At 69.1% G+C, this 25,852-nt stretch carries 27 protein-coding genes; 18 read left to right on the forward strand and 9 right to left on the reverse strand.

Going from position 1 to position 25,852, the window contains the following annotated elements:
• Positions 1 to 2: 2 nt before the first annotated feature.
• The 9 genes from ccoO to hemN are packed head-to-tail and all read left to right on the forward strand — an operon-like array spanning position 3 to position 7,636.
• Positions 3 to 782, forward strand: coding sequence for a cytochrome-c oxidase, cbb3-type subunit II (gene ccoO / locus ACE3N9_RS06510; RefSeq protein ID WP_374282057.1), 780 nt, complete (start codon positions 3 to 5; stop codon positions 780 to 782).
• Positions 779 to 967 carry a cbb3-type cytochrome oxidase subunit 3 gene (locus tag ACE3N9_RS06515; protein WP_374282059.1) on the forward strand — a complete coding sequence of 63 codons (189 nt, stop codon included), beginning with the start codon at positions 779 to 781 and terminating at the stop codon, positions 965 to 967. The genes ccoO and ACE3N9_RS06515 overlap by 4 nt, the downstream gene beginning before the upstream one ends.
• Positions 957 to 1,874, forward strand: coding sequence for a cytochrome-c oxidase, cbb3-type subunit III (gene ccoP / locus ACE3N9_RS06520; RefSeq protein ID WP_374282061.1), 918 nt, complete (start codon positions 957 to 959; stop codon positions 1,872 to 1,874). The genes ACE3N9_RS06515 and ccoP overlap by 11 nt, the downstream gene beginning before the upstream one ends.
• Entirely contained in the window at positions 1,861 to 3,306 is a 1,446-nt protein-coding gene (gene ccoG / locus ACE3N9_RS06525; RefSeq protein WP_374282063.1) for a cytochrome c oxidase accessory protein CcoG, read from the forward strand. The genes ccoP and ccoG overlap by 14 nt, the downstream gene beginning before the upstream one ends.
• On the forward strand, positions 3,303 to 3,761 hold the full coding sequence (locus tag ACE3N9_RS06530) for a FixH family protein (protein ID WP_374282065.1): 459 nt from the start codon (positions 3,303 to 3,305) through the stop codon (positions 3,759 to 3,761). The genes ccoG and ACE3N9_RS06530 overlap by 4 nt, the downstream gene beginning before the upstream one ends.
• A complete protein-coding gene (locus ACE3N9_RS06535) occupies positions 3,758 to 5,881 on the forward strand; it encodes a heavy metal translocating P-type ATPase (RefSeq protein WP_374282067.1) in 2,124 nt (707 codons plus the stop codon). The genes ACE3N9_RS06530 and ACE3N9_RS06535 overlap by 4 nt, the downstream gene beginning before the upstream one ends.
• Entirely contained in the window at positions 5,878 to 6,045 is a 168-nt protein-coding gene (ccoS, locus tag ACE3N9_RS06540; protein WP_374282069.1) for a cbb3-type cytochrome oxidase assembly protein CcoS, read from the forward strand. The genes ACE3N9_RS06535 and ccoS overlap by 4 nt, the downstream gene beginning before the upstream one ends.
• On the forward strand, positions 6,042 to 6,290 hold the full coding sequence (locus ACE3N9_RS06545; protein ID WP_374282071.1) for a hypothetical protein: 249 nt from the start codon (positions 6,042 to 6,044) through the stop codon (positions 6,288 to 6,290). Before ccoS ends, ACE3N9_RS06545 begins: the two co-directional genes overlap by 4 nt.
• Positions 6,291 to 6,322: 32 nt before the next feature.
• Positions 6,323 to 7,636: an oxygen-independent coproporphyrinogen III oxidase gene (gene hemN, locus ACE3N9_RS06550; protein ID WP_374282072.1), complete on the forward strand. Its 1,314-nt coding sequence runs from the start codon at positions 6,323 to 6,325 to the stop codon at positions 7,634 to 7,636.
• A 140-nt stretch (positions 7,637 to 7,776) separates the two neighbouring features.
• Here the strand turns inward: hemN and ACE3N9_RS06555 are convergent, their stop codons facing one another.
• Together ACE3N9_RS06555 and ACE3N9_RS06560 are read right to left on the reverse strand one after the other, a co-directional pair.
• Positions 7,777 to 8,664: a class III extradiol dioxygenase family protein gene (locus ACE3N9_RS06555; RefSeq protein WP_374282074.1), complete on the reverse strand. Its 888-nt coding sequence runs from the start codon at positions 8,662 to 8,664 to the stop codon at positions 7,777 to 7,779.
• Complete coding sequence (locus tag ACE3N9_RS06560; RefSeq protein WP_374282076.1) at positions 8,657 to 9,037, reverse strand: protocatechuate 4,5-dioxygenase subunit alpha; 381 nt, start codon at positions 9,035 to 9,037, stop codon at positions 8,657 to 8,659. The genes ACE3N9_RS06555 and ACE3N9_RS06560 overlap by 8 nt, the downstream gene beginning before the upstream one ends.
• Positions 9,038 to 9,208: 171 nt before the next feature.
• Here ACE3N9_RS06560 and ACE3N9_RS06565 point away from each other — a divergent pair, with 171 nt between their 5' ends.
• Positions 9,209 to 9,964 (forward strand): SDR family NAD(P)-dependent oxidoreductase, encoded by a 756-nt coding sequence (locus ACE3N9_RS06565; protein WP_374282078.1) that lies wholly within the window; start codon positions 9,209 to 9,211, stop codon positions 9,962 to 9,964.
• A 74-nt stretch (positions 9,965 to 10,038) separates the two neighbouring features.
• Positions 10,039 to 11,124 (forward strand): DUF5694 domain-containing protein, encoded by a 1,086-nt coding sequence (locus ACE3N9_RS06570; protein ID WP_374282080.1) that lies wholly within the window; start codon positions 10,039 to 10,041, stop codon positions 11,122 to 11,124.
• Positions 11,125 to 11,128: 4 nt separating this feature from the next.
• Here the strand turns inward: ACE3N9_RS06570 and ACE3N9_RS06575 are convergent, their stop codons facing one another.
• Positions 11,129 to 12,316: a serine hydrolase domain-containing protein gene (locus ACE3N9_RS06575; RefSeq protein WP_374282082.1), complete on the reverse strand. Its 1,188-nt coding sequence runs from the start codon at positions 12,314 to 12,316 to the stop codon at positions 11,129 to 11,131.
• Positions 12,317 to 12,350: 34 nt separating this feature from the next.
• The gene (locus ACE3N9_RS06580; RefSeq protein ID WP_374282346.1) at positions 12,351 to 14,450 is read right to left on the reverse strand and encodes a protein-disulfide reductase DsbD family protein; all 2,100 of its coding nucleotides are present in this window, start codon (positions 14,448 to 14,450) and stop codon (positions 12,351 to 12,353) included.
• Between the two features lie 69 nt (positions 14,451 to 14,519).
• Here ACE3N9_RS06580 and ACE3N9_RS06585 point away from each other — a divergent pair, with 69 nt between their 5' ends.
• Positions 14,520 to 16,199 (forward strand): alkaline phosphatase family protein, encoded by a 1,680-nt coding sequence (locus ACE3N9_RS06585; protein WP_374282084.1) that lies wholly within the window; start codon positions 14,520 to 14,522, stop codon positions 16,197 to 16,199.
• Positions 16,200 to 16,209: 10 nt separating this feature from the next.
• On the forward strand, positions 16,210 to 17,424 hold the full coding sequence (locus ACE3N9_RS06590; RefSeq protein ID WP_374282086.1) for an FAD-dependent monooxygenase: 1,215 nt from the start codon (positions 16,210 to 16,212) through the stop codon (positions 17,422 to 17,424).
• A gap of 17 nt (positions 17,425 to 17,441) precedes the next feature.
• On the opposite strand, the gene ACE3N9_RS06595 is transcribed toward ACE3N9_RS06590, so the two are convergent.
• The 3 genes from ACE3N9_RS06595 to hemC are packed head-to-tail and all read right to left on the reverse strand — an operon-like array spanning position 17,442 to position 20,079.
• Positions 17,442 to 18,407, reverse strand: a complete 966-nt coding sequence (locus ACE3N9_RS06595) for a hypothetical protein (protein ID WP_374282088.1) — start codon at positions 18,405 to 18,407, stop codon at positions 17,442 to 17,444.
• Between the two features lie 42 nt (positions 18,408 to 18,449).
• On the reverse strand, positions 18,450 to 19,139 hold the full coding sequence (locus tag ACE3N9_RS06600; protein WP_374282090.1) for a uroporphyrinogen-III synthase: 690 nt from the start codon (positions 19,137 to 19,139) through the stop codon (positions 18,450 to 18,452).
• Between the two features lie 4 nt (positions 19,140 to 19,143).
• Positions 19,144 to 20,079, reverse strand: a complete 936-nt coding sequence (gene hemC, locus ACE3N9_RS06605) for a hydroxymethylbilane synthase (protein ID WP_374282091.1) — start codon at positions 20,077 to 20,079, stop codon at positions 19,144 to 19,146.
• A 44-nt stretch (positions 20,080 to 20,123) separates the two neighbouring features.
• Between hemC and tsaD the strand changes: the two genes are divergently transcribed.
• The 5 genes from tsaD to ACE3N9_RS06630 all read left to right on the forward strand — a co-directional run bounded on the left by tsaD (position 20,124) and on the right by ACE3N9_RS06630 (position 25,232).
• Entirely contained in the window at positions 20,124 to 21,164 is a 1,041-nt protein-coding gene (gene tsaD, locus ACE3N9_RS06610; protein WP_374282093.1) for a tRNA (adenosine(37)-N6)-threonylcarbamoyltransferase complex transferase subunit TsaD, read from the forward strand.
• Complete coding sequence (locus ACE3N9_RS06615) at positions 21,161 to 22,156, forward strand: NAD(P)H-dependent glycerol-3-phosphate dehydrogenase (RefSeq protein ID WP_374282095.1); 996 nt, start codon at positions 21,161 to 21,163, stop codon at positions 22,154 to 22,156. The genes tsaD and ACE3N9_RS06615 overlap by 4 nt, the downstream gene beginning before the upstream one ends.
• Complete coding sequence (locus tag ACE3N9_RS06620; protein ID WP_374282097.1) at positions 22,153 to 23,667, forward strand: lipopolysaccharide biosynthesis protein; 1,515 nt, start codon at positions 22,153 to 22,155, stop codon at positions 23,665 to 23,667. The genes ACE3N9_RS06615 and ACE3N9_RS06620 overlap by 4 nt, the downstream gene beginning before the upstream one ends.
• 49 nt (positions 23,668 to 23,716) lie before the next feature.
• Positions 23,717 to 24,448 (forward strand): OmpA family protein, encoded by a 732-nt coding sequence (locus ACE3N9_RS06625; protein WP_374282099.1) that lies wholly within the window; start codon positions 23,717 to 23,719, stop codon positions 24,446 to 24,448.
• Positions 24,449 to 24,542: 94 nt separating this feature from the next.
• Positions 24,543 to 25,232: a hypothetical protein gene (locus ACE3N9_RS06630; RefSeq protein ID WP_374282101.1), complete on the forward strand. Its 690-nt coding sequence runs from the start codon at positions 24,543 to 24,545 to the stop codon at positions 25,230 to 25,232.
• A gap of 9 nt (positions 25,233 to 25,241) precedes the next feature.
• Here the strand turns inward: ACE3N9_RS06630 and ACE3N9_RS06635 are convergent, their stop codons facing one another.
• Together ACE3N9_RS06635 and ACE3N9_RS06640 are read right to left on the reverse strand one after the other, a co-directional pair.
• Positions 25,242 to 25,610 carry a HigA family addiction module antitoxin gene (locus ACE3N9_RS06635; protein ID WP_374282103.1) on the reverse strand — a complete coding sequence of 123 codons (369 nt, stop codon included), beginning with the start codon at positions 25,608 to 25,610 and terminating at the stop codon, positions 25,242 to 25,244.
• Positions 25,534 to 25,824, reverse strand: coding sequence for a type II toxin-antitoxin system RelE/ParE family toxin (locus tag ACE3N9_RS06640; RefSeq protein ID WP_374282105.1), 291 nt, complete (start codon positions 25,822 to 25,824; stop codon positions 25,534 to 25,536). Before ACE3N9_RS06640 ends, ACE3N9_RS06635 begins: the two co-directional genes overlap by 77 nt.
• Positions 25,825 to 25,852 lie beyond the last annotated feature (28 nt).

Genomic DNA, 25,852 nt, shown 5'->3' on the forward strand with positions numbered 1-25,852 from the left:
CAATGACTGCTGAAACTGCAAACGAACACGCCCCCAAGGAAAAGTGGGGCCGCCACAAGAAGCTTGAGCGCAACGTCGCCCTGATGGGGGTGTTTGCCTTCCTCGCGGTGACCGTGGGCGGGATCGTGGAAATCGCGCCGCTGTTCTGGATCGACAACACGATCGAGAAGGTGGACGGGATGCGTCCCTACACGCCGCTGGAACAGGCCGGGCGCGACATCTACGTCCGCGAAGGCTGCTATGTCTGCCACAGCCAGATGATCCGTCCGTTCCGCGACGAAGTGGAACGCTATGGTCACTACAGCCTGGCCGCGGAATCGATGTACGACCATCCGTTCCAGTGGGGTTCCAAGCGCACCGGGCCCGACCTGGCGCGCGTGGGCGGGCGCTATTCCGATGAATGGCACCAGCAGCACCTCAAGAACCCGCAGAGCGTGGTGCCCGAATCGGTCATGCCGCAATATGCCTTCCTGGCCGAAAAGGACCTGAAGGCTGGCGACATGTCGGCTTCGCTGACCGCGCTGTCGCGGGTGGGCGTGCCCTATACCAAGACCGACATCGAGAAGGCCAACGAGGACCTCAAGACGCAGGCTGACGCCGGCGCCGACGGTTCCGACCTGGTCAAGCGCTATCCCAAGGCGCAGGTCCGCGATTACGATGGCAATCCGGACCGGCTGACCGAAATGGATGCGCTGATCGCCTATCTGCAGATGCTTGGCACGCTGGTCGACGTGAACGGTGCCAAGGCGCAGGAGGAACTGGCCAAGGAACGCGGGCGGTGAGCACGCATTCCACCTACGAGTTGCTGCGGCAGCTTGCCGACAGCTGGGGCTTGGTCGCGACGATGATCCTGTTTCTTGCTCTTGCCGCCTGGCCGTTCCGGCCAGGCGCCAAGGAACAGAACGAAGCGGCCGCGAATTCGATCTTCGTCGAAGAAGATCCGAGGGGTAACGACAATGTCCAATAAGCGCATCGACGAACCGACCGGTGTCGAGACCGTCGGCCACGAATGGGACGGCATCGAGGAACTGAACAATCCGCTGCCGCGCTGGTGGTTGATCTCCTTCTACCTGACGATCGTTTTCGCGATCGGCTACATGGTGGTCTATCCGGCCTGGCCTTTGCTCAGCAAGGGCACCGAAGGGATGTGGGGCTGGTCCAGCCGCGGCCAGTTGGCCAAGGAACTGGACGATGCCCAGACCGGCCGCGCCGCAACCCTGGCCGCGCTGGCGCAGACGCCGATCGAACAGCTGCCCGCCAATCCCGACCTGATGCGCAAGGCGATCGCCGGGGGCAAGGCCGCCTTCCGCGTGAACTGCGTGCAGTGCCACGGTTCGGGCGCGGCCGGCGGGATCGGCTATCCCAACCTGAACGACGACGACTGGCTGTGGGGCGGTAACCTCAAGGAAATCGAAACCACGCTGGTTCACGGCATTCGCCAGCCGGGCAACGACCAGACCCGCACCAGCCTGATGCCGAACTTCGGCAAGGACGGGATCCTGACCGCTGCCCAGATCAGCGAAGTGGCCGACTATGTCCTGTCGCTGTCGGGCAAGGCGCCGATGAACGCGAACGGCAAGCTGGCCTATGAGGCCAACTGCGTCGCGTGCCACGGGGCCGATGCCAAGGGCCTGCGCCAGTTCGGCGCACCCAACCTGTCCGACGCGATCTGGCTCTACGGGGGTAGCAAGGATCAGGTCGTCGGCAGCATTACCAAGGCACATGCGGGCGTGATGCCGGCATGGGGCGGCAAGCTTGATCCGGTAACGATCAAGATGCTGGCAGCCTATGTCCACTCGCTGGGGGGCGGTGAAGACTTCGCGGAAGCTCCGACCAACCCTGCAGCGGGAACCACTGGAAATGCAAAGCCCTGAATCCGTCCCCGCCAGCCTTTACGAGAAGCGCAAGGCCGTCTTTCCCAAAGCGGTAGACGGCCGCTTCCGCCGCCTGAAATGGCTGGTGATGATCGTAACGCTGGGGATTTACTACATCACCCCGTGGCTCCGCTGGGACCGCGGGCCCTATGCCCCGGACCAGGCGGTGCTGGTGGATCTTGCCCACCGCCGGTTCTACATGTTCGGGATCGAAATCTGGCCCCACGAATTCTACTTCGTGGCCGGGCTGTTGATCATGGCGGGCGTCGGCCTGTTCGTGATCACCAGCGCGGTCGGCCGGGCCTGGTGCGGCTACAGCTGCCCGCAGACGGTCTGGACCGACTTGTTCCAGCACGTCGACCGGCTGATCGATGGCGATCGTAACGCCCAGCTGCGGCTTGAAGCCGCGCCCTGGGGGGCGGAAAAGATCTTCAAGCGCGCGGTCAAGTGGACGATCTACCTGGCGATCAGCTTCTGGACCGGCGGTGCATGGATCATGTACTTCGCCGATGCGCCCACGCTGACCCGCGAATTCTGGGCCGGGGATGCCGCCCCGGTGGCCTATGGCACGGTCGCAGTGCTGACCGCCACGACCTTCCTGTTCGGCGGTTTCATGCGCGAACAGATCTGCGTCTACATGTGCCCTTGGCCGCGCATCCAGACCGCGATGCTCGATGAAAAGTCGCTGCTGGTCACTTACAAGGACTGGCGCGGGGAACCGCGCGGCAGCGTCAAGAAGGCGGAAAAGAACCCCGGCGGGGTTGGCGACTGCGTCGACTGCAACCAGTGCGTCGCGGTCTGCCCCACGGGCTATGACATTCGCAACGGACCCGACATCCAGTGCATCACTTGCGCGCTGTGCATCGATGCCTGCGACAAGGTGATGGTCCAGCTGGGCCGTCCGCGCGGGCTGATCGACTATGCCACGTTGGAAGATTGCAAGCTGGAACGCGAAGGGGAGACGCCCCGGCCGATTTCCCGCGCTTTGTTCCACACCCGCACGCTGATCTACGTCGGCGTCTGGGCGGCGATCGGCTTTGCCCTGCTGTTCGCGCTCGGCAACCGCCAGCGGCTCGACATTTCGGTCCAGAAAGACCGCAACCCGCCCTACATGCTGATGAGCGGGGGCGAGCTGCGCAACGCCTACACGGTCAAGCTGCGCAACATGGAATCGCGCCCGCGCCCGATGCAGGTGACCATTGACGGCCTGCCCGGCGGGACGATGTGGACCGACGACATGCCCAGCGAAAAGGCTGCCCGGACGCTGAAGTTCGATGTGGCCGCCGACCGCGCCGATCCGATGCGCTTCTATGTCGTCGCGCCTTCGGGCACGCGCCCGCAGCACTTCGAATTCAAGCTCAAGGCGCTCGATGCCGAAGGCGGCGAGGATGAAAGCAAGGTGCGCTTCGACGCGCCGGGAGAAGAAGAATGAAAGCCTTCACCACCGGCCCCTTCACGGGCCGGCACATTACCGCGATCATGGTGGCGTTCTTCGGCGTCGTGATCGCGGTCAACCTGGTCATGGCGCGCTATGCCTCGTCCACGTTCGGCGGGGTCGTGGTCGAAAATTCCTATGTCGCCAGCCAGCACTACAACAAGTGGCTGAAGGAAGCGGAAAAGGAACAGGCCCTGGGCTGGTCGGCCCAGGCCCGCCGCCGTGGTGACGGGCGGGTGGAAGTGATGCTGGCCGGCGCGCCTGCCGGGGCGACTCTGGCAGGCGATGCCTGGCACCCGCTGGGCCGCATGCCCGACCAGCAGCTGACCTTTGCCGCCCAGGCCGATGGCAGCTTCGTTGCCAACCAGCCGCTGCCCGCCGGGCGCTGGCGGCTGCGGCTCGAAGCCCGCGCGGGCGATGCGCGCTGGCGCACGGAACAGGAACTGCGGTGACCGCCGCTGCCCGCCAGACTGACGCGCCGCATGACGAGACGACCGTGCTGGTCGTTCCCGGCATGCATTGCGCGGGCTGCATGGCCAAGGTCGAGCGGGCGCTCCAGGCGGTTCCGGGGGTGGCCAGCGCGCGGGTCAACCTGACCGCGCGGCAAGTCGGCGTCGAACACGCCGCCGCAGTGACCATGCCGCAGTTGATGGATGCGCTGAACGCAGTCGGCTTTGCCAGCCAGCCGCGCGGGGCCGATCTGGCGCCGCCGCCTTCGGCGGTCAAGCCGCTGCTGGCCCCGCTGGCGGTGGCGGGCTTTGCCTGCATGAACGTGATGCTGCTGTCGGTCAGCATCTGGTCGGGCGCTGATGGGGCCACCAAGGCCCTGTTCCACTGGCTGTCCGCCGCAATCGGCGTGCCGGCGATCCTTTATGCCGGGATGCCGTTCTTCACTTCGGCCTGGGGCGCGCTCAAGCGGCGCACCACCAACATGGACGTGCCGATTTCGATCGGCGTGACGCTGGCCACCGGGCTCAGCCTTTACGAAACCGCCAATCACGGGCCGGATGCCTGGTTCGATGGCACGCTGATGCTGCTGCTGTTCCTGCTTGCCGGGCGCGCGCTCGACGCGGCGATGCGCGATCGCGCACGCGCCGGGGTCGATGCCTTGCTGCGTCAGGCGGCCCCGGGGGCGATGGTCGTGGCGCGGGAGGGGGGGCTTGAATGGCTTCCCGCGGCTGATCTCGTCCCCGGAATGGTCATGCGGGTCGCGGCGGGCGAACGGCTGGCCGCTGACGGCGAAATCGTGACTGGCGCCAGCCGGTTCGATCAGTCGCTGCTGACCGGGGAAAGCGATCCGGTTACCGCTCATGCGGGCGACGCGGTGCTGGCCGGGACACTCAATCTCGATGCGCCGGTCGATGTGAAGGTGACCGCCGCCGGGCAGGGCACCACGCTGGCCGAAATCGCCCGGCTGATGGAAGTGTCGGGCCAGGCCCGCAGCGCCTATGTCCGCATCGCCGACCGCGCCTCGCGGCTCTATGCCCCGGCGGTGCACACGCTGGCGGCGCTGACCTTTGCCGGGTGGATGATTGCCGGGGTGGGGGCGCACCAGGCGCTGGTCTATGCCATTGCGGTGCTGATCATCACCTGCCCCTGCGCGCTGGGGCTGGCCGTGCCGGTGGCCCAGGTGGTCGCCTGCGGGGCGCTGATGAAACAGGGGATCATGGTCAAGGACGGTTCGGCGCTGGAACGCATGGCCGATCTCGACCGCGCACTGCTCGACAAGACCGGCACGCTGACCATGGGCCGCCCGCTGCCCGATCCGGCGGTGATCGACGCGCTGCCCGCCGATGCCGCCGCCGTGGCGCTGGGGCTGGCTTCGCACAGCCGCCACCCGCTCAGCCGCGCGCTCGTCGAAGTGCTGGCGGCGCGCGGGGTCAAACCCGCCGACCTGACCGAGGTCAGCGAGGAAGCCGGCCACGGCCTTCAAGCTACGTGGCAGGGCCAGGCCGTGGCGCTGCGCCGGCCGGACAGCGCCAGCGGCATTGCCACCACGCTGGACATTGCCGGGCGGCCGACCTGGCTGATCCCCTTTGCCGACCGGCTGCGCCCCGATGCGCAGGCGGCCCTGGCCGAGCTGCGCGCGCTGGGGATCGAACCGGCGATCCTGTCGGGCGACAATGCCGCCGCCGTGGCCGAAGTGTCGCGCGCCACCGGGCTGCAAGGCACGGGCGCGGCTTCGCCCGCGGACAAGCAGGCCGCAATCGCCGCCTTGCAGGCGCAGGGGCACAAGGTGCTGATGGCGGGCGACGGCCTGAACGACGGGCCGGCGCTGGCCGCCGCCAATGCCTCGATCGCGCCCGGCACGGCGAGCGATGTGGGCCGGCAGGCCGCCGACCTGGTGTTCATGGGGGACAGCCTGACCGCCTTGCCGCGCGCGGTGCGCGGCGCGCGCCGGACCATGGCGGTGGTCAAGGAAAACTTCGTGCTGGCTATCGGCTACAACGTGCTGGCCGTGCCGCTGGCGATGGCCGGCTATGTCACCCCGCTGATCGCGGCAGTGGCGATGTCGACCAGTTCGCTGATCGTCATCGCCAATTCGCTGCGGCTGGTCAGGGCGGCGCGATGAACGGGCTGGCGATCCTGATACCGGTGGCGCTGCTGATGGGCCTGGCGGGGCTGGTGGCGTTCTTCTGGGCGCTGAAGCGCGGCCAGTTCGAGGATCTGGACGGCGCCGCCGCGCGCATCCTGATCGATGAAGAAGACGATCTGCCGGGGGGCGGCAAACCATGAAAGACAGCCTGGTCCATTTCGCGATGGCCGCGCTGGTGCCCGCCGCGCTGAACATCAGCGCGCCGGCGGCTGGCGCCAGCCTGCTGGTGCCGGTCTGCACCGGCGACGGGCTGGTCCACATGGTGCAGGTCCCGGTCGATGGCCAGCAGGCACCGGGCGGATCGAACGGGGCGTGCTGCGCCAAGGGTTGCCACGCGGGTTCATCGCGCAAGCGCAGCTTGAAGAATTTTGCGCCCGCGCAATGATTGCCCCGCGCTGATGCGATTTAAGCACCAGTATGTGGCCTTATTATCCAGACCTGCTGGCAACTCCGGTGCCGCGTTACACCAGCTTTCCCACCGCTGCCGAGTTTTCCGGCGCGGTCGGCGCTGACGAGGCGAATCAAGCGCTGCGCACCGTGGCGGGCGATGTCTCGCTCTATGTCCATATCCCGTTCTGCGAGCAGATCTGCTGGTATTGCGGGTGCAACACGGGCGCCGCGAACAAAACCCAGCGGCTGCACGCCTATCTCGACGCGCTGCACCGCGACATCGCGATCACCGGGGCACGGCTCGACGGGCGGGTGCGGGTGCGGCGAATCGCCTTTGGCGGGGGCAGCCCCAATGCCATTGCCCCGACCGATTTCGTGCGGCTGGTCGATGCGCTGACGCTGCACACCGCGCTCGACAATCCGACCTGGTCGATCGAGCTTGATCCGCGCACCCTGACGCCAGAATGGGGACAGGTGCTGGGCTGGATCGGGGTCAGCCACGCCAGCATGGGGGTGCAGACCTTCGAGCCGCAATTGCAGGCCGCGATTGGCCGGATCCAGCCGGACCAGCTGATTGTCGAAGCCACCGCCATGCTGCGCAAGGCGGGCGTTACCAGCCTGAACTTCGACCTGATGTACGGGCTGCCCGGGCAGACCATGGACCATCTGGAAAGCACGCTGGCGCGCACGATCGAGCTGGGCGCGGACCGGATCGCGCTGTTCGGCTATGCCCACGTGCCGCACATGCTGCCGCGCCAGCGCCGGATCGATGCCACCGCCCTGCCGGAGCAGGACGCGCGCTTTGCCATGGCGGAATACGGCTATCAGCGGCTGACCGCGGCGGGCTATGTCCCGATCGGGTTCGATCACTTTGCCTTGCCGCACGATCCGATGGCGATTGCCGCGCGCGAAAAGCGCGTGCGGCGCAATTTCCAGGGCTTTACCGACGATCAGGCGCCGACCCTGATCGGGCTGGGAGCTTCCGCCATCAGCTGCTTCGATGACCTGCTGGTCCAGAACGAGAAGAACGCCGGGCGCTATCGCATGCTGCTGTCGCAGGACATGCTGCCGGCCAATCACGGCATTCGCCGCAGCGCCGACGACCGCCTGCGCGGCGGCGTGATCAGCGAGCTGTTGTGCCAGGGCGAAGCGCAGGTTCCGCCCGCGCTGCTGGCCGAAGTGGCGGGGCGGATCGCGCCGTTCGTTGAGCGCGAGCTGGCCGCGCTCGATGGCGCCATGCTGCGCATCCTGCCGGGCGGGCTGCCCTATGCCCGCACGGTCGCGGCGCTGTTCGATCCCTATCGCCAGGATTCGCTGCGGCGGTTCAGCTCGGCGGTCTGACCGCCGCCAATCCCTTGCCTGTTTGCAAATCGCTTGCAGTCGCGGCGCGGCGCTGGCATGTCTGCGCCGCAACCAGACAAAAAGAGAGCGGCCGTCCAATGGATCAGCCGCTCCAGGTGGGGAGAACTGGTTGCTTGGCGTCAGGCCATGGCGGGGGTTGCCTCGTTCGTGGCCTTGCCAGACTGGACAGCCGCTTCGGTTTCAAGAACCATGACTGCGGCTGCCGTGTTGGAAATCGGAATGTGATAGGTGCGGGTCACTTCGCTGGCGGCGCTGCCCAGCGCACCGCGCGCGGCGATCCAGTTGAGCACTTCGACGCCCTGTGTGCCGGACAACTCGACAATCTCGTGCACCGAATGCTTCGTCAGCGCGTCGGGATCACTCGACAGGTTGTCCATGCAGAACTTGTCGTATTCGGCGTTCATGAACCCGGCGCGTTCGCCGTCAAGCTGGTGCGACAGGCCGCCGGTACCCATTACCATGATCTTTTCCGGCCCCTGCCATTCGGCCAGCGCCTTGCCCACCGCACGGCCCAGAGCCAGGCAGCGCTTGGCGCTGGGCAGCGGGTGCTGGACGGTGTTGATCGTGATCGGCACGATCCGGACCGGCGCTTCACGGCCCGGCCAGGCCAGGGCCAGCGGGATCGAGGCGGCATGATCGACTGCCATGTCCTGGCAGGTGGTGATGTCGAATTCTTCCTCGACCAGCTTTTCGATGATCGCCCAGCTCAACTCGGTGTGACCCGGCGGGATCGGGAAGGGGTGGAGGCCCCAGCCTTCATCCTCGTTGCGATAGACGGGCGCTGCGCCGACCGCGAAGGTCGGCATCTTGTCGAGGAAGAAGTTCAGCCCGTGATCGTTGTAGAACATGATCACGACATCGGGCTGCTGCACGTCCAGCCATTCGCGCACCGGCGGCCAGGCATCGAAGAACGGCTTCCAGTAGGGTTCGTCCTGCGCGCCGCGCTGGATCGCCCCGCCGATTGCGGGCACGTGGCTGGTAAAGACGCCGCCGATGACCTTAGCCACAGATAGCCTCCCTGGCTGCCGGGGTCTTGGCCTGGTCAAGCAGCATCTGCTTGAACGCGTCGACGCTCATCCCGGTTTGCTGCGCGCCCAGGTCCTGCACATTGAGGCCCAGGATCCCCGCCAGTTTGGCAAGGAAATAGACGTTGCCGCCCGCCGCGATCATCTGCAGCACGTTGCGGGCCGCTACGGCCGCGCGCTGTTCGGGGGTCAGCTGGAACTTGTCGATATAGGCCGCCTCGTCGCGGACGAAGGCATCGCGGTTGGCGGCACTGTTGAAGGAGTAGCACATGGCGTTCAGGGCATAGCCCTTCTGCGCGGCCGCACCGTCGAAGATGTGGGTGCCGGGAATCGGCTTGTTCGCTGCACTGGCCATCGACGGCTCCTTTCCTGACGCAGGATATGCGCAGGACCGGGGCGGTCCGACCTTGATCAGGATCAACAAAACCGAAAAATTGTAAGCATCGCATACAAAGAACCGCACTTGACGCGGGCGGGGCGGGGCTGCTTGTGCGCAAATCAAACAATCTGGGAAGGATCAGGCACCATGCAGCTCTCCATGGACGGGCGAATCGCCCTTATCACCGGCGCCTCATCGGGCTTCGGCGCGCACTTCGCGCGGCTGTTCGTGCGCGAAGGGGCGCGCGTGGTGATCGGCGCGCGCCGCACCGACCGGATCCAGGCCCTGGCCGACGAGCTGGGCGACAAGGCGCTGGCCGTGGCGATGGACGTGACCAGCGAAGCCTCGATCCAGGCTGCCTATGACGCCGCCGAAGCGCACTTCGGCACAGTCGACACGGTGATCGCCAATGCCGGCATTTCGGCCGACGGGCGTTCGACCGAAGTCAGCGCGGCGGACCTTGCCAGCCTGGTTGCGACCAATTTCAACGGCGTCTACCTGACCGCGCGCGAAGGGGCGAAGCGGATGATCGCGGCCGGGTTCAAGGATCACGGGCGCGGGCGGATCGTGCTGATCGGTTCGATCACGGCGGAACTGACCGCGCAGGGCGATGCCGCCTATGCCGCGACCAAGGCCGGGGTGGCGCACCTGGGCCGCCAGTTCGCGCGCGAATGGGTGCGCCAGGGGGTCAACGTCAACACTATCCAGCCCGGCTATATCCAGACCGAGATTGCCGGCGACTGGTTCCAGACCGAAGGCGGCCAGCGCCAGATCGCGGCGTTCCACCGCCGCCGGCTGTGCCCGATCGAGGCGCTGGATGCGCCGCTGCTGTTCCTCTCGGGCGATGCCTCGCACTATGTCACCGGGGCGACGCTGACGGTGGACGACGGGCAGGTGCTGTAACGCGGCAGGCAATCACCGCTTGGCAAGTGCTCCCTTGGTGTTATATTCATACAATACACCAAGGGAGAAGGCGCTTGTTTCGAAGCCGTTTCCTGCTGCTCGGGGCGCTGGCCGCTCTAGCGTCCACCCAGGTTCAGGCCGCGCCCTATCGCCCGCTGGATCTTGGCGCGGTGGACCGGGCGGTCCCGCCGCAGGCGCGCACCCGCTACATGGTGCTGGGCACGCCGCACCTTGCCGCAATGCCGGACAGCTTCAAACCTGAATACCTCTCGTTGGTGCTGGACCGGCTGGCGGACTGGCGGCCCGATGTGGTCACCATCGAAAGCCTGCCCGGCCCGCAGTGCGAGCTGCTGCTGCGCTACCAGGCCAATTATCCCGGCGTGGCCGAACAATACTGCTGGGACGCGGCCGAGGTGGAGCGGGAAAGCGGCGTTTCGCTGATCGCGGCAGAGGCCGCGCTGCCGCAGGCCCTCGCCGACATTGCCCGCGCGCCCACGCCTGCCGCGCGTCGGCACCTGGCCATGCTGTTCCTGTCCGCCAATGACCGCACGTCCGCGCTGGTGCAGTGGCTGCGCCTGCCCGAGGCAGAGCGCAAAGTGGGCGATGGGCTGACCCAGCCGCTGGTCGCACTGCTGGAAAAGGTCCGCGCCGGGCGCAACGAGAACTATGCGCTGGCCGCCGTGCTGGCCGCGCGGCTGGGGCATGAGCGGGTCTATCCCGCCGACGATCACAGCGCCGATGCCATGACCGCAGCGGGCGGCGCGGAGTTTGAACAGGCGATGCAGCGCATCTGGGACAACCCCGCCGCCCGCGCGCTGCGCCCGGCGATCGAGGCGCAGGGCAAGGCCATGTCCAGCCCGGCCGGAGTGCTGGCCGGATACCGCGCCGAAAACAGCGCCGATCGCCAGCGCCGCCAGATCGACGTCGATTTCGCCGCAGCACTCAAGGACGGTCCTGACCGGCAATGGGGCCGGCGCTATGTCGCCTGGTGGGAAGTGCGCAACCTGCGCATGATCGCGTCGATCCGTGCCGCTGCGGCGCAGGCCCCCGGTGGCAAGGTGCTGGCGCTGGTCGGCTCGTCACACCGGCCCTATTTCGAACGCTACCTTGGCCAGCTGCACGATGCCACGCTGGTCGATCCGGGCACGCTGCTGAACTAGCGGATCAGCCGCCTGCGTCGATCAGCGCCTGGATCTGCTTGTAGAACGCCTCGCGCGCTTCAGGTTCGGGGCCAAGGCTGGCTCGGCTCCAGTCGGCATTGCTGGCGATCACCAGCTTGCGCTTGGGATCGATGAAGATGCCCTGGCCAAAGATGCCCTGCGCCGCGACCGAGCCATCGTCATAGGTCCACCACTGGTAGCCATAGCCCTTGCCCGGCCGCCCGATGTCCTTCTGCTTGGTGGTGGCCTGGGCAAACCAGTCGGCCGGGACGATCTGCTTGCCGCCGGCCTGGCCGCCGGACAGCACGAACAGCCCGAAGCGGGCAAAATCGCGCGTCGCGGCCTGCAGGCAGCACCCGGCGATCTCGTGCCCGGTCTTGCCTTCCAGCCAGGTTGCCTTGGCTTCCATGCCGGCGGGCTGCCAGACCTTCTCTTGCAGGTACTCGCTCAGCTTCTTGCCGGTGGCCGAACTGACCAGCACCCCGATCAGGTTGGTTTCGCCGGTGTTGTAATGCCACACCGCGCCCGGCGGATGGGCGCGGGGCAACTTGCGCATATAGCTGACCGTCGCGTCCAGCCCGCCTTCGGGCTTGGCATTGTTGAACTTTGCGACGTCGGCGTTCGGGTCTTCGTAATCCTCGTTCCACTTGACCCCGCTGCTCATCATCAGCAGCTGGCGCACCGAGACATCGTCATAGGCCGAACCGCGCAGCCCCGGGATGTACTGGCTGACCTTGTCATCCAGGCTCTTGATATAGCCGTCCTGCACCGCCGCGCCGACGAGGGTCGAAGTGAACGACTTGGCGACCGAGAAGCTGGTCCAGCGCCCCTTGGCATCGAAGCCCAGGCCATAACGTTCCAGCCGGACCTTGCCGTCCTGCAGGATGACCAGTCCGGCGGCGCGCTGCTGGGCCAGGTACTGGTCGATCCCCGGCACTGCCAGCGGCTTGCCCGCGGGCAGGGGCAGCGGCGTGGCAGATGGCGCGATTTCGGCATGGGTGGCGAGCAGGGTGATGCGGTCCATTGCCCGGAAGGCGGCGTCGCGCTGGTCCTGCTGCCAGCTCAGCACGTCGGCATTGGTCGGCATGACTGCCAGCAGACCCCGCGTTTCACGGTCAAGGCTGGAATACCAGGCGCCGCCCGCCAGCGCCAATGCTGCTAGGCCGCCAAAGGCCATGGTCCGTTTGCGCATCTGCGATCCTCCCCCCGTTTATCGTGCCTGCCGACTATTTCGCTGCGGCCAGGGCGGGCAGCGTATCCGGCCCCAGCACTTGCGGCAACTGCTGCGGCGCGCCGCCGCCGGCCGGATACCAAATGTAGAGCGGCACGCCCGCCGCGCCCTGCGCCGTCAGGTAGCGGGTGATCGCCGGATCGCGCCGGGTCCAGTCGCCGCGCAGCACGGTAACCCCGGCCTTGGCAAAGGCATCGCGGACCGGCTCGCGCTCGATCGCGGCGGCTTCGTTGACCTTGCAGGTCAGGCACCAGTCGGCAGTGAAATAGGCGAAGACCGGCTTGCCGCTGGCGCGCGCCTTGGCCAGCGCGGCTTCGCTGAACGGCTCGCTCGGCAGCAGGCCGGCGCTTTCCGCCGTGGGGGCGCGAACCACGCTGGGCAGGCCCAGCGCGGCAATCGCGCCCAGCACCAGCAGCGCGGGCACCAGCTGCTTCGTGCTGCCAAGGCCGTGGCGCTGGCGGCGGCCCAGCACCATCAGCACGACCACCAGCAGGAAGCCCAGCAGCGCCAGCGACAGGGCAAAGGCACCGCCCGCCAGGCGGCTGGCCAGCCAGACCAGCGCCAGCGCGGTCAGTGCCATCGGCATGGCCATGCCCTTGCGGAACCACACCATCCACGCGCCGGGGCGCGGCAACATGCGGCGCAGCGCCGGGACATAGGCAATGGCCAGGAACGGCAGCGCCAGCCCCAGCCCCAGCGCGCCGAACAGCAACATGGCGGGCAGGGTCGGCAGCAGCAGCGCCGCGCCCATCGCCGCGGCCATGAACGGCCCGGTGCAGGGCGTCGCGGCAAAGGCGGCGAGCAGCCCCGTGGCAAAGGCCCCCTGCGGCGATCCCGCGCTGGCAAAGCCCGGCACGGCAAATTCATAGAGGCCAAGGAGGTTTGCGGTGATCGCCACGGCCAGCAGCAGCAAGGCAGCCACCACCAGCGGCTCCTGCAACTGGAAGGCCCAGCCCACTTCCTGCCCGGCGGCGCGCAGGCCCAGCATCAGCGCGCCCAGCGCCAGGCAGGCGAGCACCACCCCGGCGGTATAGGCCAGCCCCTCGGCCCGGGCCTGGCCCTCGCTCTCGCCCGCGCGGGCCAGGCTTAGCGCCTTGAGGCTGAGGATCGGAAAAACGCAGGGCATGACGTTGAGCAGCAGCCCACCCGCCAGCGCCGCCAGCAGCAGCCAGGGCAGCGCGGGCACGGCGCTGGCCGCATCGCGCAGCACTTCGCCCCCGCTCGGCACCGCGCCGGGCGCGGCCTCGATCGTCACGCCGTCACCCGCGCGGTTCAGCCGCAGCACGGCGGACAGGCTGGCCGGATCGACCGGCGCAAACTTGGCGCGGGGCAGTTCCACGGTCAGCATATCGCCCTGCCGCCGCCAGACCTGCGGCGCGGCATAGTCCACTGCGCGATCGGTGGCGACGAACAGGTGCGGGCTTTCCAGCTTGACCGCTTGCGGCAGCGGGATCGCCACGCGCAGCAGGTTGCCGCTCAGCTGGAAGGCGGCCTTGCTGCCGAGCGGCGCGGGCAGGGCGGCGCGCCAGGCATCGAAGCGCGGATCGGGCGCGCCGGGCTGGCCGACGGTGACCGTCGTGGCCAGCTCCGCCTGCTCGGGCACGCAAACCTCGTGCGTGCAGGCCAGCCACTGCGCCTTGACCCGCACGGGCAGCACCGCGCCCGCTTGCGCATCGGCGGGCAGGGTCAGCGGCACCAGCACGGCATAGGCGTGTTCGTAAACATGGTTCATCAGCCCGGAGACGACCAGCGTCTGCGGCACCGGATATTGCAGCGCGCCCGCGCTGGCCCCGGCGGGCAGGGTCCAGTCGGTGGTCATCCCCAGCCCGGCATCGCCCGGGTTCAGCCAATAGCCGTGCCAGCCGGCCTCGGGCTGCATGGCAAAGGCCAGGGTCACCGTGCCGCCGGGGCGGGCCGGCCCTTCGGCCAGCAGCTGCGCGGCGATGTGGTTGGACGCGGCCAGCGCGGGGGCGGGCAGCAGCACGGCCAGCAACTGCAACACGGCCGCAACACACAGCTGCCAGACAATCGGCACACCACGCGCGGACTGGCGCTTGCGGGCAGGCGGGGCGGACGGCATAAGCGGGCGCATCATGTTCACGCGCGCTGTTTGCCCCGCCTTGCCCTTCCCCGCAAGGCACGGCGCGCCAACCGGGATCCATTGATGCGCCGTCTGCTTGTTGCCAGTGCCCTTGCCCTTTCCGCCGCCGCCGTGGCCGTGCCCGCCATGGCGAAAGAGGCCGCTGCCGTTGCCCCCGCCGATGCGCCGCCGCCCCGGCTGGTCGTGGCGGTCTCGGTCGACCAGTTCAGCGCCGACCTGTTTGCCCAGTATCGCCAGTTCTACACCCAGGGGCTGGCCCGGCTGCTGCAGGGCGCGGTGTTCCCCAGCGCTTTCCAGAGCCACGCCGCGACCGAAACCTGCCCGGGCCATTCCACCCTGCTGACCGGCGCGCACCCTTCGCGCAACGGGATCATCGCCAACAACTGGTTCAACCTGTCGCTGCCCCGCGCCGACAAGCGCGTCTACTGCGCCGAGGATGAGAGCGATCCGGCCAGCACCTCGCGCGATCCGGTCGTTTCGGCGGTGCACCTGAAAGTGCCGACGCTGGGCGAACTGATGAAGCAGGCCAATCCCGCCAGCCGCAACGTGGCCGTTTCGGCCAAGGACCGCGCGGTGATGATGATGGGCGGCAACAAGATCGACGCCGCCTACTGGTGGAAGGGCGCCAGCTTTACCACGCTCAAGGGCCGCACGCTGTCTCCGGCGGTCGAAGCGCAGAACGCGGTGATTGCCAAGCAGCTCAAGGCCGGGTTCCCGGCGTTGCCGCTGCCGGCCTGGTGCGGCGCGGCGGACCGTTCGATTGCGGTGGGCAAGGGCGCGGTCGGCCAGGGCCGCTTCGCCATGCCCAAGGACGCGCCCGAAAAGGCGCGCGGCGACATGTTCCGCATCAGCCCGCGAATGGACGCGGCCACGGTGGACCTCGCCAACCGGCTGGTCGATGAAATGAAGCTGGGCCAGGGCGCGGCGAGCGACGTCCTGTCGGTCAGCCTCTCGGCTACCGATTACATCGGCCATGGCACCGGCAGCGAAGGCGCGGAAATGTGCATCCAGATGGCGCAGCTCGATGCCGCGCTGGGCAAGCTGCTGGCGCACCTCGACAAGCGCAAGATCGACTATGCCGTGGTGCTCAGCGCCGATCACGGCGGGCTGGACCTGCCCGAACGGCTGGAACAGCAGGCCCTGCCGCGCGCCGTCCGGGTGGACGATGCGCTCAGCCCCGGGCCGCTGGCCAAGGCCGTGTTCGCGCGCACCGGGATCACCGTGGACAAGGGGCCGCTGCTCGCCTCGGACGGCGGCGACGTGTGGGTCAGCCCGGCGCTGGCTCCGGATCAGCGCGCCAAGGTGATCGACACCGTGGTGCAGATTGCCCGCGCCCATCCACAGGTCGTGGCCGTGTTCACCGCCGCGGACCTGGCCGCCACGCCTTCGCCCACCGGCAACCCGCAGGACTGGACGCTGAAGGAGCGCGCCCGCGCCTCGTTCCATCCGGGCCGCTCGGGCGATCTGGTGATCCTGCTCGACCGCGCGATCACGCCGATCCCCGAACCGATCGCGGGGATGTATGTTGCCACCCATGGCAGCGCGTTCGATTATGACCGGCGCGTGCCGCTGCTGTTCTGGCGCAAGGGCCTGACCCGCTTCGAACAGCCCGCCCCGGTCGAAACGGTCGACATCGCCCCGACGCTGGCCGCGCTGCTGCGGCTGAAAGTGGCCGATGGCCAGTTCGACGGGCGCTGCCTCGACATCGATGGCGGCGCGGGCAACACCTGCGCGGCGAAGTGAGGGCAGCGCGATGAGCGACAGGCGCGATCTGGTGATCCTGGGCGGCGGGCTGGTCGGCATGACGCTGGCCCTGGCCGCCGCGCGGCAGGGCATTTCCAGCCATGTCGTGGACAAGGCCCTGCCCGAGGAGCTGACCCGCGAAGGGGTGGATGGCCGCGCTTCGGCCATTTCCACCGCCAGCTGGAACCTGCTGTGCAACATTGGCCTGGGCGAACGGCTGGAGCCGCTGGGCTGCAAGATCGAGGCAATCGCGGTGACCGACGCGATGCGCCCCGGCCGGATCGACTTCCGGCCTGAGGCGAACGACGGCACGCTCGGCAGGATGTATGCCAACCGCGACATCCGCCTCGCCCTGTTCGAAGCCGCGCGGGAGGAGCCGTTGATCGCCTGGCATTCCGGCGTCGAGCCGGTGCAGCGCGAGCGCGGGCCGCACGGCGTCACGGTCACGCTGGATGACGGCCGCGTGCTGGCGGGCAGCCTGCTGGTCGGCGCAGAAGGGCGGCAAAGCCCGACCCGCGCCGATGCTGGCCTCAACACCGCGAAGTGGGACTATCACCACCGCGCCTTTGTTACCGCGATCACACATGAACAGCCGCACGGCGGCGTGGCCTGGGAAATCTTCTACCCGGCCGGGCCGCTGGCCCTGCTGCCGCTGCTCGACCTGCCAGATGGCCGCCATCGCAGCGCGGTGGTGTGGACCGTGGCGGAAAAGGATGCCGCCGGGATCACCGGCCTGCCGGACGCGGTGTTCCTGGGCGAAGTGGCCAGCCGGATGGACGGGATTTTCGGCGCGGTCGAACTGTGCGCGCCGCGCCTGTCATGGCCGCTCAACTTTCACCACGCCGGGCGGATCGTGGCGGACCGGCTGGCGCTGGTCGGCGATGCGGCGCACGGGATGCACCCGATTGCCGGGCAGGGCCTGAACCTGGGGCTGCGCGATGTCGGCACCCTGGTCCAGGTGCTGGCCGATGGCATGCGGCTGGGGCTGGAGCCGGGCGACGCGCAATTGCTGGCGCGTTACGAGCGCTGGCGCAGTGTCGACAGCCTGAGCGTGATGGCGGCGACCGATGGGCTGGTGCGCCTGTTCGGCATTCCCGGCCGCCTGCCCAGCGCAATCCGCCGACTGGGCATGGGCGTGGTCCAGCGCACCGGCTGGCTCAAGCGGTTCTTCATGGACGAAGCCCGCGGGATGAGCGGCGAATTGCCCGAGCTGCTGCGGGCCTAGGCCCCCCGACCTCGCAGCTAGACCGCGCCCTTTGGCGCGGCGGGCGCGGGCGGCGGTGTTGGCGCGGCGGACGGGACAGGGGCGACCGGCGCTGCCTGCGCGGCGGGGCTGGCCTGCTGCACCGGCACACCGCTGCCGTCCTTGAGTTTCGCCGGTTCGAGCAGGGCGGTCGTCTCGATCAGGTCGAGCGCGCGCTGGGCCATGGCGTGGCGCTGCGCGGCGGCCACCCAGGCCTGCGCTCCGGCCGCGCCGGGCATGGTCTGGACTTCCTTGATCGCGGCGTCGAACTGCCCGGTGCGCAGCAGCAGCCGCGCCCGGTCAAGCCGGTTCTCGGGCCGGGCGGACGGGCTGTCGCCCCGGCGGATCACGAACAGGCCGGCCACTTCGCGCTTGAGCTGCGTCCAGCCATCCTCGTTCGCCGGAACCTTGGTCAGCACGGGTTCCAGCGCGTCAAGCTGGGCGGACAGCTGGTCCAGCGTCACCGGCTGGGCGGCGCTTTCGATCACCGTGGCCACGGCATTGGGCTGGGCATCGCCAAACCGCAGCTTGAGCTGGTCGGCGAGGTAACCCAGCGGCACGCCCCGGTCGATCGCGCGGCGGCTGGCGAAGGCCACCAGCAGCGCTTCGGCCCGGGCGGTGTTGCCCTCGGCGGCGGCGGCTTGCAGGTCGAGCCGGGTCAAGCGCTGTTCCAGCGCGGCAATGCGCTGGTCGAACTGGTCGACCGGGGCAGGGGACGCCGCCGGGTCGGCGCCGGGCGCGGGGGAGGGCGCCGGCAGCGCCGCGAACGAGGCGCTGGCCGCCGGTTTCAGGTCGAACCGCAGGTCCTTGGTGATCGTCACCCGTTCGCCCCAGACCAGCCAGCTGACCAGCGCGGCGCCACCCAGGAAGGCCAGCAGCACCAAGCCGCCCAGCAGGCGCAGCGAAGGGCCGCGGCGGCGCGGGGCAAAGCTGGGCGGGGGGCGATCGAACAACTCGTCAGGCATGCGTGGGTGATATGTCCCTGGCTGCGGTGCGACCCGGCAGGCTTATCGCCAGGGGTCTTGGCACATCTGGCGGGCCAAGGCCAGCAATGCCGTATCATTGGGGGCCTGGGCCACGGCCACCTCGCCCCAGCCATCCCCGGCGGCCTGGGCCACGCGCGGCCCCAGCGCGGCGATGCGCAGCGGCGCGCGGCGCAGCCCCAGGCGGACGCATTCGGCGGTCAGGTGGCGGACGGCCTCGGCGGAATGGGCGGCGATGATCGCGGGCGCGCGCAGCAGTTCGGCCAGCTCCGGCGGCAGCGGCCGGGGCACGCTGGCATAGGTCACGCGCTCCTCCATGCTGGTGCCGGGCGGCAGGGTCAGCGGCACCCGCTCGTCCCCGGCCAGGCGCAGGAGGCGGCGGTGCGCGGGGGGCAGCGCGTTCAGCACGCCCTGCAAGCCGCCGCTGCCCGTGCTGGCGACGGTAAAGCCCGCCTCGCGCGCGGCCTGCGCGGTGGTTTCGCCCACGGCATGGACCGGCAGCCCGTTGAGCGCATCCAGCCCGCGCCCGCCGTGGCGCAGCACGTTGGCGCTGCCGATCAGCAGCGCGTCGAACTCGTCCGCCAAGGGGGCCTGCCAGCTGCGCGGCTCGACCGCGAACAGCGGATGGCCCGCCGCGTCCAGCCCCAGCGCCCGGGCCGCCGCCGTGGTGGCGGCGCAGCCGGGTTCGGGGCGGATCACGATCAGCGGGACCATGCCTTCATCCTTCCGGGCCGGAAAAGTGGACCCGCACCGCTTCGGGCGCCTCGGCCAGCAATTGCGCGGCCAGCGCCGCCGGGGCGGCACTATCGCCGGGGGCGAAACGGGCGGTGCGTTCGACCTTTTCGGCCCCGTCCGGGCTGAAGATCGCGGCGCGCATGACGAGCTGGGGCCCCTCAGCCTCGGTCAGCACGGCGATCGGGCTGTGGCAGTTGCCGCCCAGCCCCGCCAGCAGCGCGCGTTCGGCCAGCACCGCATGGCGGCTCGGCGCGTGGTCGATCGCGGCGAGCAGGCCGCGCGTCGCCGCGTCATCGGCGCGGCATTCGATCGCGATGGCGCCCTGCCCCGGGGCGGGCAGCCATTCGTGCGGTTCCAGCGGGTGGCCGGTGCCGCTTTCGCCCAGCCGGTTCAGCCCGGCGCGGGCCAGCAGGGTCGCGTCCGCCTCGCCCGCCGCCAGCTTGGCGAGACGCGTGGCGACATTGCCGCGAAACGAGACGACTTTCAGATCGGGCCGGGCGTGGAGCAATTGCGCGGCGCGGCGCGGGGCGCTGGTCCCCACCACCGCGCCTTGCGGCAGCGCGCGGATGCTGGCCGCGCCGACCAGCACGTCGCGCACGTCCTCACGCGGGAGGATCGCGGCGATGGCGATTTGCGCGGGGCGCAGGGTTTCGACGTCCTTCGACGAATGGACCGCAAAGTCGATCTCGCCGTCCAGCAGCCACTGGTCCAGTTCCTTGGTCCACAGCGCCTTGCCGCCGATTTCGGCGAGCGGGCGGTCCTGGATCTTGTCGCCGCTGGCGGTGACGGGGACGATCTCCACCACAAGGCCGGGGTGGGCGGCCACCAGCCGGCGCTGCGCCTCCTCGGCCTGGGCCATGGCCAGCGGCGAGCGGCGGGTGCCAAGTTTCAGCGGACGATCGGGTGCAAAGGTGGTCATGGGCCGCTTGTCCTATTCGCCATTCTCTTTAAGGGGAAGTGGGGATGGGGATTGTTCTCGGCATCGAAAGCTCCTGCGACGAAACCGCAGCCGCGCTGGTGGATAGCCAGCGGCGCATCCTTGCGCAGCGCATCGCCAGGCAGGACGAGGAACACCGCCCGTTCGGTGGGGTCGTCCCCGAAATCGCCGCCCGCGCCCATGCCGACCGGCTGGCTCCGCTGATCGAGGCGACCCTGGCCGATGCCGGGATGCGCCTGGACGAGGTAGACGCGATTGCCGCCACTGCCGGTCCGGGGCTGATCGGCGGGGTGATGGTCGGGCTGGTCACGGCCAAGGCGCTGGCCATGGCCGCCGGCAAGCCGCTGATCGCGGTCAATCATCTGGAAGGCCACGCATTGTCCCCGCGCCTGGCTGATCCGGCGCTGCAATATCCCTATCTGCTGCTGCTGGTATCGGGCGGGCATTGCCAGGTGCTGCTGGTCGAAGCCTATGGCCGCTACCGCCGCCTGGCGACAACGATCGATGATGCGCTGGGCGAAGCGTTCGACAAGACCGCCAAGATCCTGGGCCTCGGCTATCCCGGCGGTCCGGCGGTGGAACGGCTGGCGCGGCAGGGCAACCCCCGCGCCGTGCCACTGCCGCGCCCGCTGGTCGGCAGCGGGGAAGTGCACTTTTCCTTCGCCGGGCTGAAAAGCGCGGTGCTGCGCGCCAAGCAGGCCGGCCAGTGCAGCGATGCCGATCTGGCCGCATCGTTCCAGCAGGCGGCGATCGACTGCGTGATCGACCGCACCCGGATTGCCATGGCCAGCGTCTCGGGCGCCACCGCGCTGGTCGTCGCGGGCGGGGTCGCGGCCAACCAGGCGATGCGCGCCGCCTTGCAGGCGCTCGCGGCGCAGCACGGCCTGCCGTTCGTCGCGCCGCCGCTGCAACTGTGCACCGACAATGCGGCGATGATCGCCTGGGCGGGGGTGGAGCGGCTGGCCTGCGACGCCGCCGCCACCGATCCGCTCGACATCGCCGCGCGGCCGCGCTGGCCGCTCGATCCCGATGCGGCCCCGGTGCGCGGGGCAGGAGTGAAGGCATGACCACGATTGGGGTAATCGGCGCGGGCGCATGGGGCACGGCCCTGGCCCAGGCCATGGCAAGCGACGGATCACCCGTGCTGCTGTGGGCGCGTGAAAGCGAGCTGGTCGAGGAGATCAACCAGCGCCGCACCAACAGCTTGTTCCTGCCCGGAGCAAGCCTCGCCCCGACCGTCCGCGCCACCGGCAACCTGGCCGATCTGGCGCAGGTCCCGGTGCTGCTGGCAGTGGTCCCGGCGCAGTTCCTCGCCCGCGTGCTGGCCGATCTGCCACCGGGCCCGCGCGACCTGGTGCTTTGCGCCAAGGGGATCGAGGCGGGCACCGGCCGGCTGATGGCCGATGTCGCGGCCGAGGCCGCGCCGCAGGCCACGCTGGCGGTCCTGTCCGGCCCGACCTTTGCGCACGAAGTGGCCGCCGGGCTGCCCACCGCCGTGACCCTGGCCTGCGCCGGGGGCGAGGCGCAGTGGCAGCGGCTGGCCCCCGAAGTGTCGCGGCCGATGCTGCGGCCCTACTATTCCGACGATGTGACCGGCGCGGAAATCGGCGGCGCGGTGAAGAACGTGCTGGCGATTGCCTGCGGCGTGGTCGACGGGCTCAAGCTGGGCCAGAACGCCCGCGCCGCACTGATCTCGCGCGGCTATGCCGAAATGCTGCGCTTTGGCCTGGCGCGCGGCGCGCGGGCCGAAACCCTGTCGGGCCTGTGCGGGCTGGGCGATCTGGTGCTGACCTGTTCGTCCACCTCCAGCCGCAACTTCTCGCTCGGCAAGGCGCTGGGCGAAGGGCTGAGCGCGGCCGAGGCGCTGGCCGGCAAGAACAGCGTGGCCGAAGGCGCGGCGACCGCCCCGGTGCTGGCCGATCTCGCCCGCCGCGACGGCATCGACATGCCGATTGTCGAGGCGGTGTGCCAGTTGCTGGCCGGTACGGCCCCGGCGCGCGAAGTGGTCGCCCGCCTGCTCGCCCGCCCGCTCAAGGCCGAGCTGGAAGGCCCCGCGTGAACGAGAAGGCGCAAGCGGACATCCAGGCCCTGGCCAAGGGCGGACGGACCAATTTCCTGGGCTTCCTGCTGCGCCTCGCGGGGACGGCGCCGTTCCTGTTCATCGCCGGGCGGTTCTATGGCGTGGAAGCGCTGGGGCGCTATGCCTCGGCGCTGGTGGTGGTCGAACTGGCCTCGCAGCTTTGCGCGCTGGGCCAGCGGCGCGGCCTCGCGCAGCGGCTGGCCGAGGATGACCGCGAACCGGCCAACGTGGTCGCCGATGGCCTGCTGCTGACGCTGCTGATGGCGCTGGGCGTGGCTTCGCTGTTGTGGCTGTTTCCCGCGCCGATGTTTCCCAGCGGCGAATACAGCCAGTTCGACCGCCTGCTGCCGCTGGCGATCCTGCCCAACGCGCTGACCGAAATCGCGCTGTCGGCGCTGGCCTATCGCTATGACGTGGCCACCACGGTGCGCGCGCGTTCGGTGGTGGAACCCTGGACCCAGGTCCTGTCCTCGGTCGCGTTCCTGTTCCTGGTGCCCGAAGCCGGGCTGGCGCTGTCCTATCTGCTGGCCAAGACGGCTGCCGCTGCCGTGGCCTTTGTGCCGCTGCTGCGCACCCACGGCCTGCCCCGCGATTGGCAGCCGCATCCGCTGCGGCTGGGGCGGCTGGCGCTGGTGTCCGGCCCGCTGGCCGTGGCCGACCTCGTCGAATGGGGCTCGCGCCGCATGGACATCGCGCTGCTCGGGTTCTTTTCGACGCCGACGGCGGTCGGGGTCTATTACGCGGCGCAGCAGGTCGCTTCGCTGCCGCAGAAGCTCAAGACCAGTTTCGAGCCGGTGCTTGGCCCGGTGATTACCCGCAACCTGCGCGAACAGAACTATGCCGCGATTGCGCAGCAGGTCTGCCAGGTGGGGTTCTGGATCACCGCCGCGCAGGCTGGGATCGCGCTGGCGCTGGCGATCCCCGGCGAAGGGGTGATGGGGCTGGTCGGCCCGGCCTTCGTCGGCGGCACCGCTGCGCTCTCGTTCCTGCTCGCCGCCGAAGTGGTGGCGGCCACGGCGGTCGTCAGCGAAGCGGCGCTGATCTATGTCCAGCGGATGCAGAACCTGTGGGTTTCGCTGCTGACCATTTCGCTTCAGGCAGTGCTGACCGTGGCGCTGGTGCTGCTGGTGCGCGATGCGCCCAGCTGGAACCTGCCCGGCGGCCTGCATTTTCCGGCAGACCGGGTCGAATTCTACCAGGCTGGCGCCGTGGCGCTGGCACTGATGCTGTCCTTCGCCATGGCCTCGCTGGTCAAGGCGCGGCTGCTGGCGCGGTTTCTGGGGCAGCCGATCAACAACTGGCGCTGGCCGCTGGTCTGGGCCGCCGCCCCGGCGGTGCTGGTCGGCTGGGTGGTCACCACTTACCTGCCTGAATGGGCCGAACTGGCGTTGGGCATTCCGGCGATTCTGGGGGTCTATGGCTGGGTAATCTGGCATCGCGGCTTTGGCCCGGAAGACCGGGTGCTGTTCCGCAAGAACGTGGGCGCCTGACGCGGGGGGCCATTGCCGGGCGGGGACGGGGCGGCTATCGCTGCCGCCCATGGCCACGCCGCGTCTGATCCTGCCGCTTGCCGGCGCTTTCGCCACCGCGCTGATCGCCGTGGCGAGCGTCTGGGCGCATGGCCCGGCCTTGATCGCCCGGCTTGAGGCACGCTCGGCCGAGGCGCTGGCCCGTGCCGGCACGCCTGCCGTGCAGGCTGAATTTCGCACCGATCGGGGCTGGCCGACGCGCCATCCCACCCTGTCCGGCGGGGCCGGGCTGGGCGATGCACAGCGCCTTGCCGCCGCGCAGGCCGTGGCCGCCGTGCCGGGGGCGGGCGGCGTGCAATGGCGGCGCGAAGCCGCGCGCGGCGCCGCGCTGCCGGTCGCGCCCGATTGCGCCAGCGATGTCGCCGCGATTCTCAAGACCCGGACGATCCGCTTTGCCGAAGGCAGCGCCCGGATCGATAACGACAGCGCCGAACTGCTGGATGAAGTGGCCGCCGCGCTGCGCCCGTGCCAGGGCGGGATCGTCGCGGTCGAAGGGCATACCGATGCGCAAGGGCTGGAGCCGGACAATGTCGCGCTCTCGCTCGAACGCGCCCGCGCCGTGCGCGAGGCGTTGATTGCGCGCGGCATCGCGCGGGATGACCTGCGCGCGCGCGGGCTGGGTTCTGCCCGTCCGCTGACCGGGCTGGAAGCCGCCGATCCGGCCAACCGCCGGATCGAATTCTTCGTGATCTCGCCCGCGCCGCAAAAAGCGACGCCGGTCGACCAGCCGAACGCGGGGTAGATTGCATGCCGTTGCTGGTTGAGATGCTCGGGCTTATGTTGCTCACCTATGGACTGGGCCTGGCGATCGGCTGGGCAATCTGGGGACGGACGAAATGATCGACATGGTGCAGGCTAACTGGCTGGCGTTTGCGCTGGCGCTGGTAATCGGGCTGCTGGTGGCGTGGTGGCTGTTCGGCCGCGCCGCGACCCCGCGGGACCGCTCCTACCGCCCCGACGTGCTGGACGAAGGGCAGGGCCCGGCGCAGCGCAACCAGGCGCTGATCGACGCGCCGCCCGCCGCGCAGATCGTGCCGCCCCCGCTCGCCTCAGACGCGCTGGGCGGGATGGGCGAGATTGTCGCCATGGCCGCACAGGCCGAAGTCGCCGCGCAGAAGGAAGTGGCTGCTCAGAAGGAAGTGCCTGCCCCGGCCGAACCGGCCCCTGCGCCCGAGCCGGAACAGGTCCCCGCGCCCACGCCCGAACCCGCCCCTGCCGCGCCCGAGGAAACCCCGGCCGAACCGGAAGTAGAGCCTGCCCCGCCGCCCAGCGCTCCGGCGACTGCTGCGGCTGACGACCTGTCGAAGATCAAGGGCCTTGGCCCCAAGCTGCAGGCGCTGCTGCCGCAGCTGGGCATCACCACCTATGCCCAGATTGCCGCGCTGGACGATGCCGCGCTGGCCGAACTGGATGGCAAGCTGGGCGCCTTCGCCGGCCGCCCGAAAAAGGACAACTGGATGGACCAGGCCCGCCACCTCGCCGCGGGCGACAAGGCCGCGTTCGAAGCGCAGTTCGGCAAGCTGTAAGGGGGCGCCTCAGGCGGCGCGCGGTACGATGCGATCCAGATCGCCGTTCAGGGTGCGCTTGGCTTCCAGCAACTCGTACTGGTCCTGCAGGCGCAGAAAGAAACCTTCCGACATCCTGAAATAGCGACCGAGCCGAAGGTCCATGTCACCGCTGACAGGCTCGCTCCCGATAATCATGGCGTGCAGCCGCGCGCGATCAACACCGATCGCCAAGGCCAAAGCCTCTTCGGTCAGGCCAGCCGGTTCCATGAACTCCGATACCAGCAGTTCGCCAGCATGGGGGTTGTGGAGCCAGTCGGGATCAATCGTGGTAGTCGACGATTTCGACATCGTAAGCGTTTCCGTCGTTGAAACGGAAACATACACGCCATTGGTCATTAATCCAAATGGCATGTTGCCCGGCCCGGTCGTCGTAGAGCGGGTGAAGCTTGTTGCCGGGTGGATTCTTCAGATCATCAAGACTTTCCGCTGCATGAAGTAACATCAGCTTGCGATAGGCGCGGGCCTGAATATCAGCAGGCAGGCGCTTGCTCCGCTCTCCGTTCCAGACGCGCTCGGTTTGGGCTTTGGTGTTTGCAAAGGAGAGGATCATGGCGGGCAGTCTAGTGCTTGAATTGGCG

It is taken from the genome of Novosphingobium sp., assembly GCF_041905565.1.
Classification (GTDB): domain Bacteria; phylum Pseudomonadota; class Alphaproteobacteria; order Sphingomonadales; family Sphingomonadaceae; genus Novosphingobium.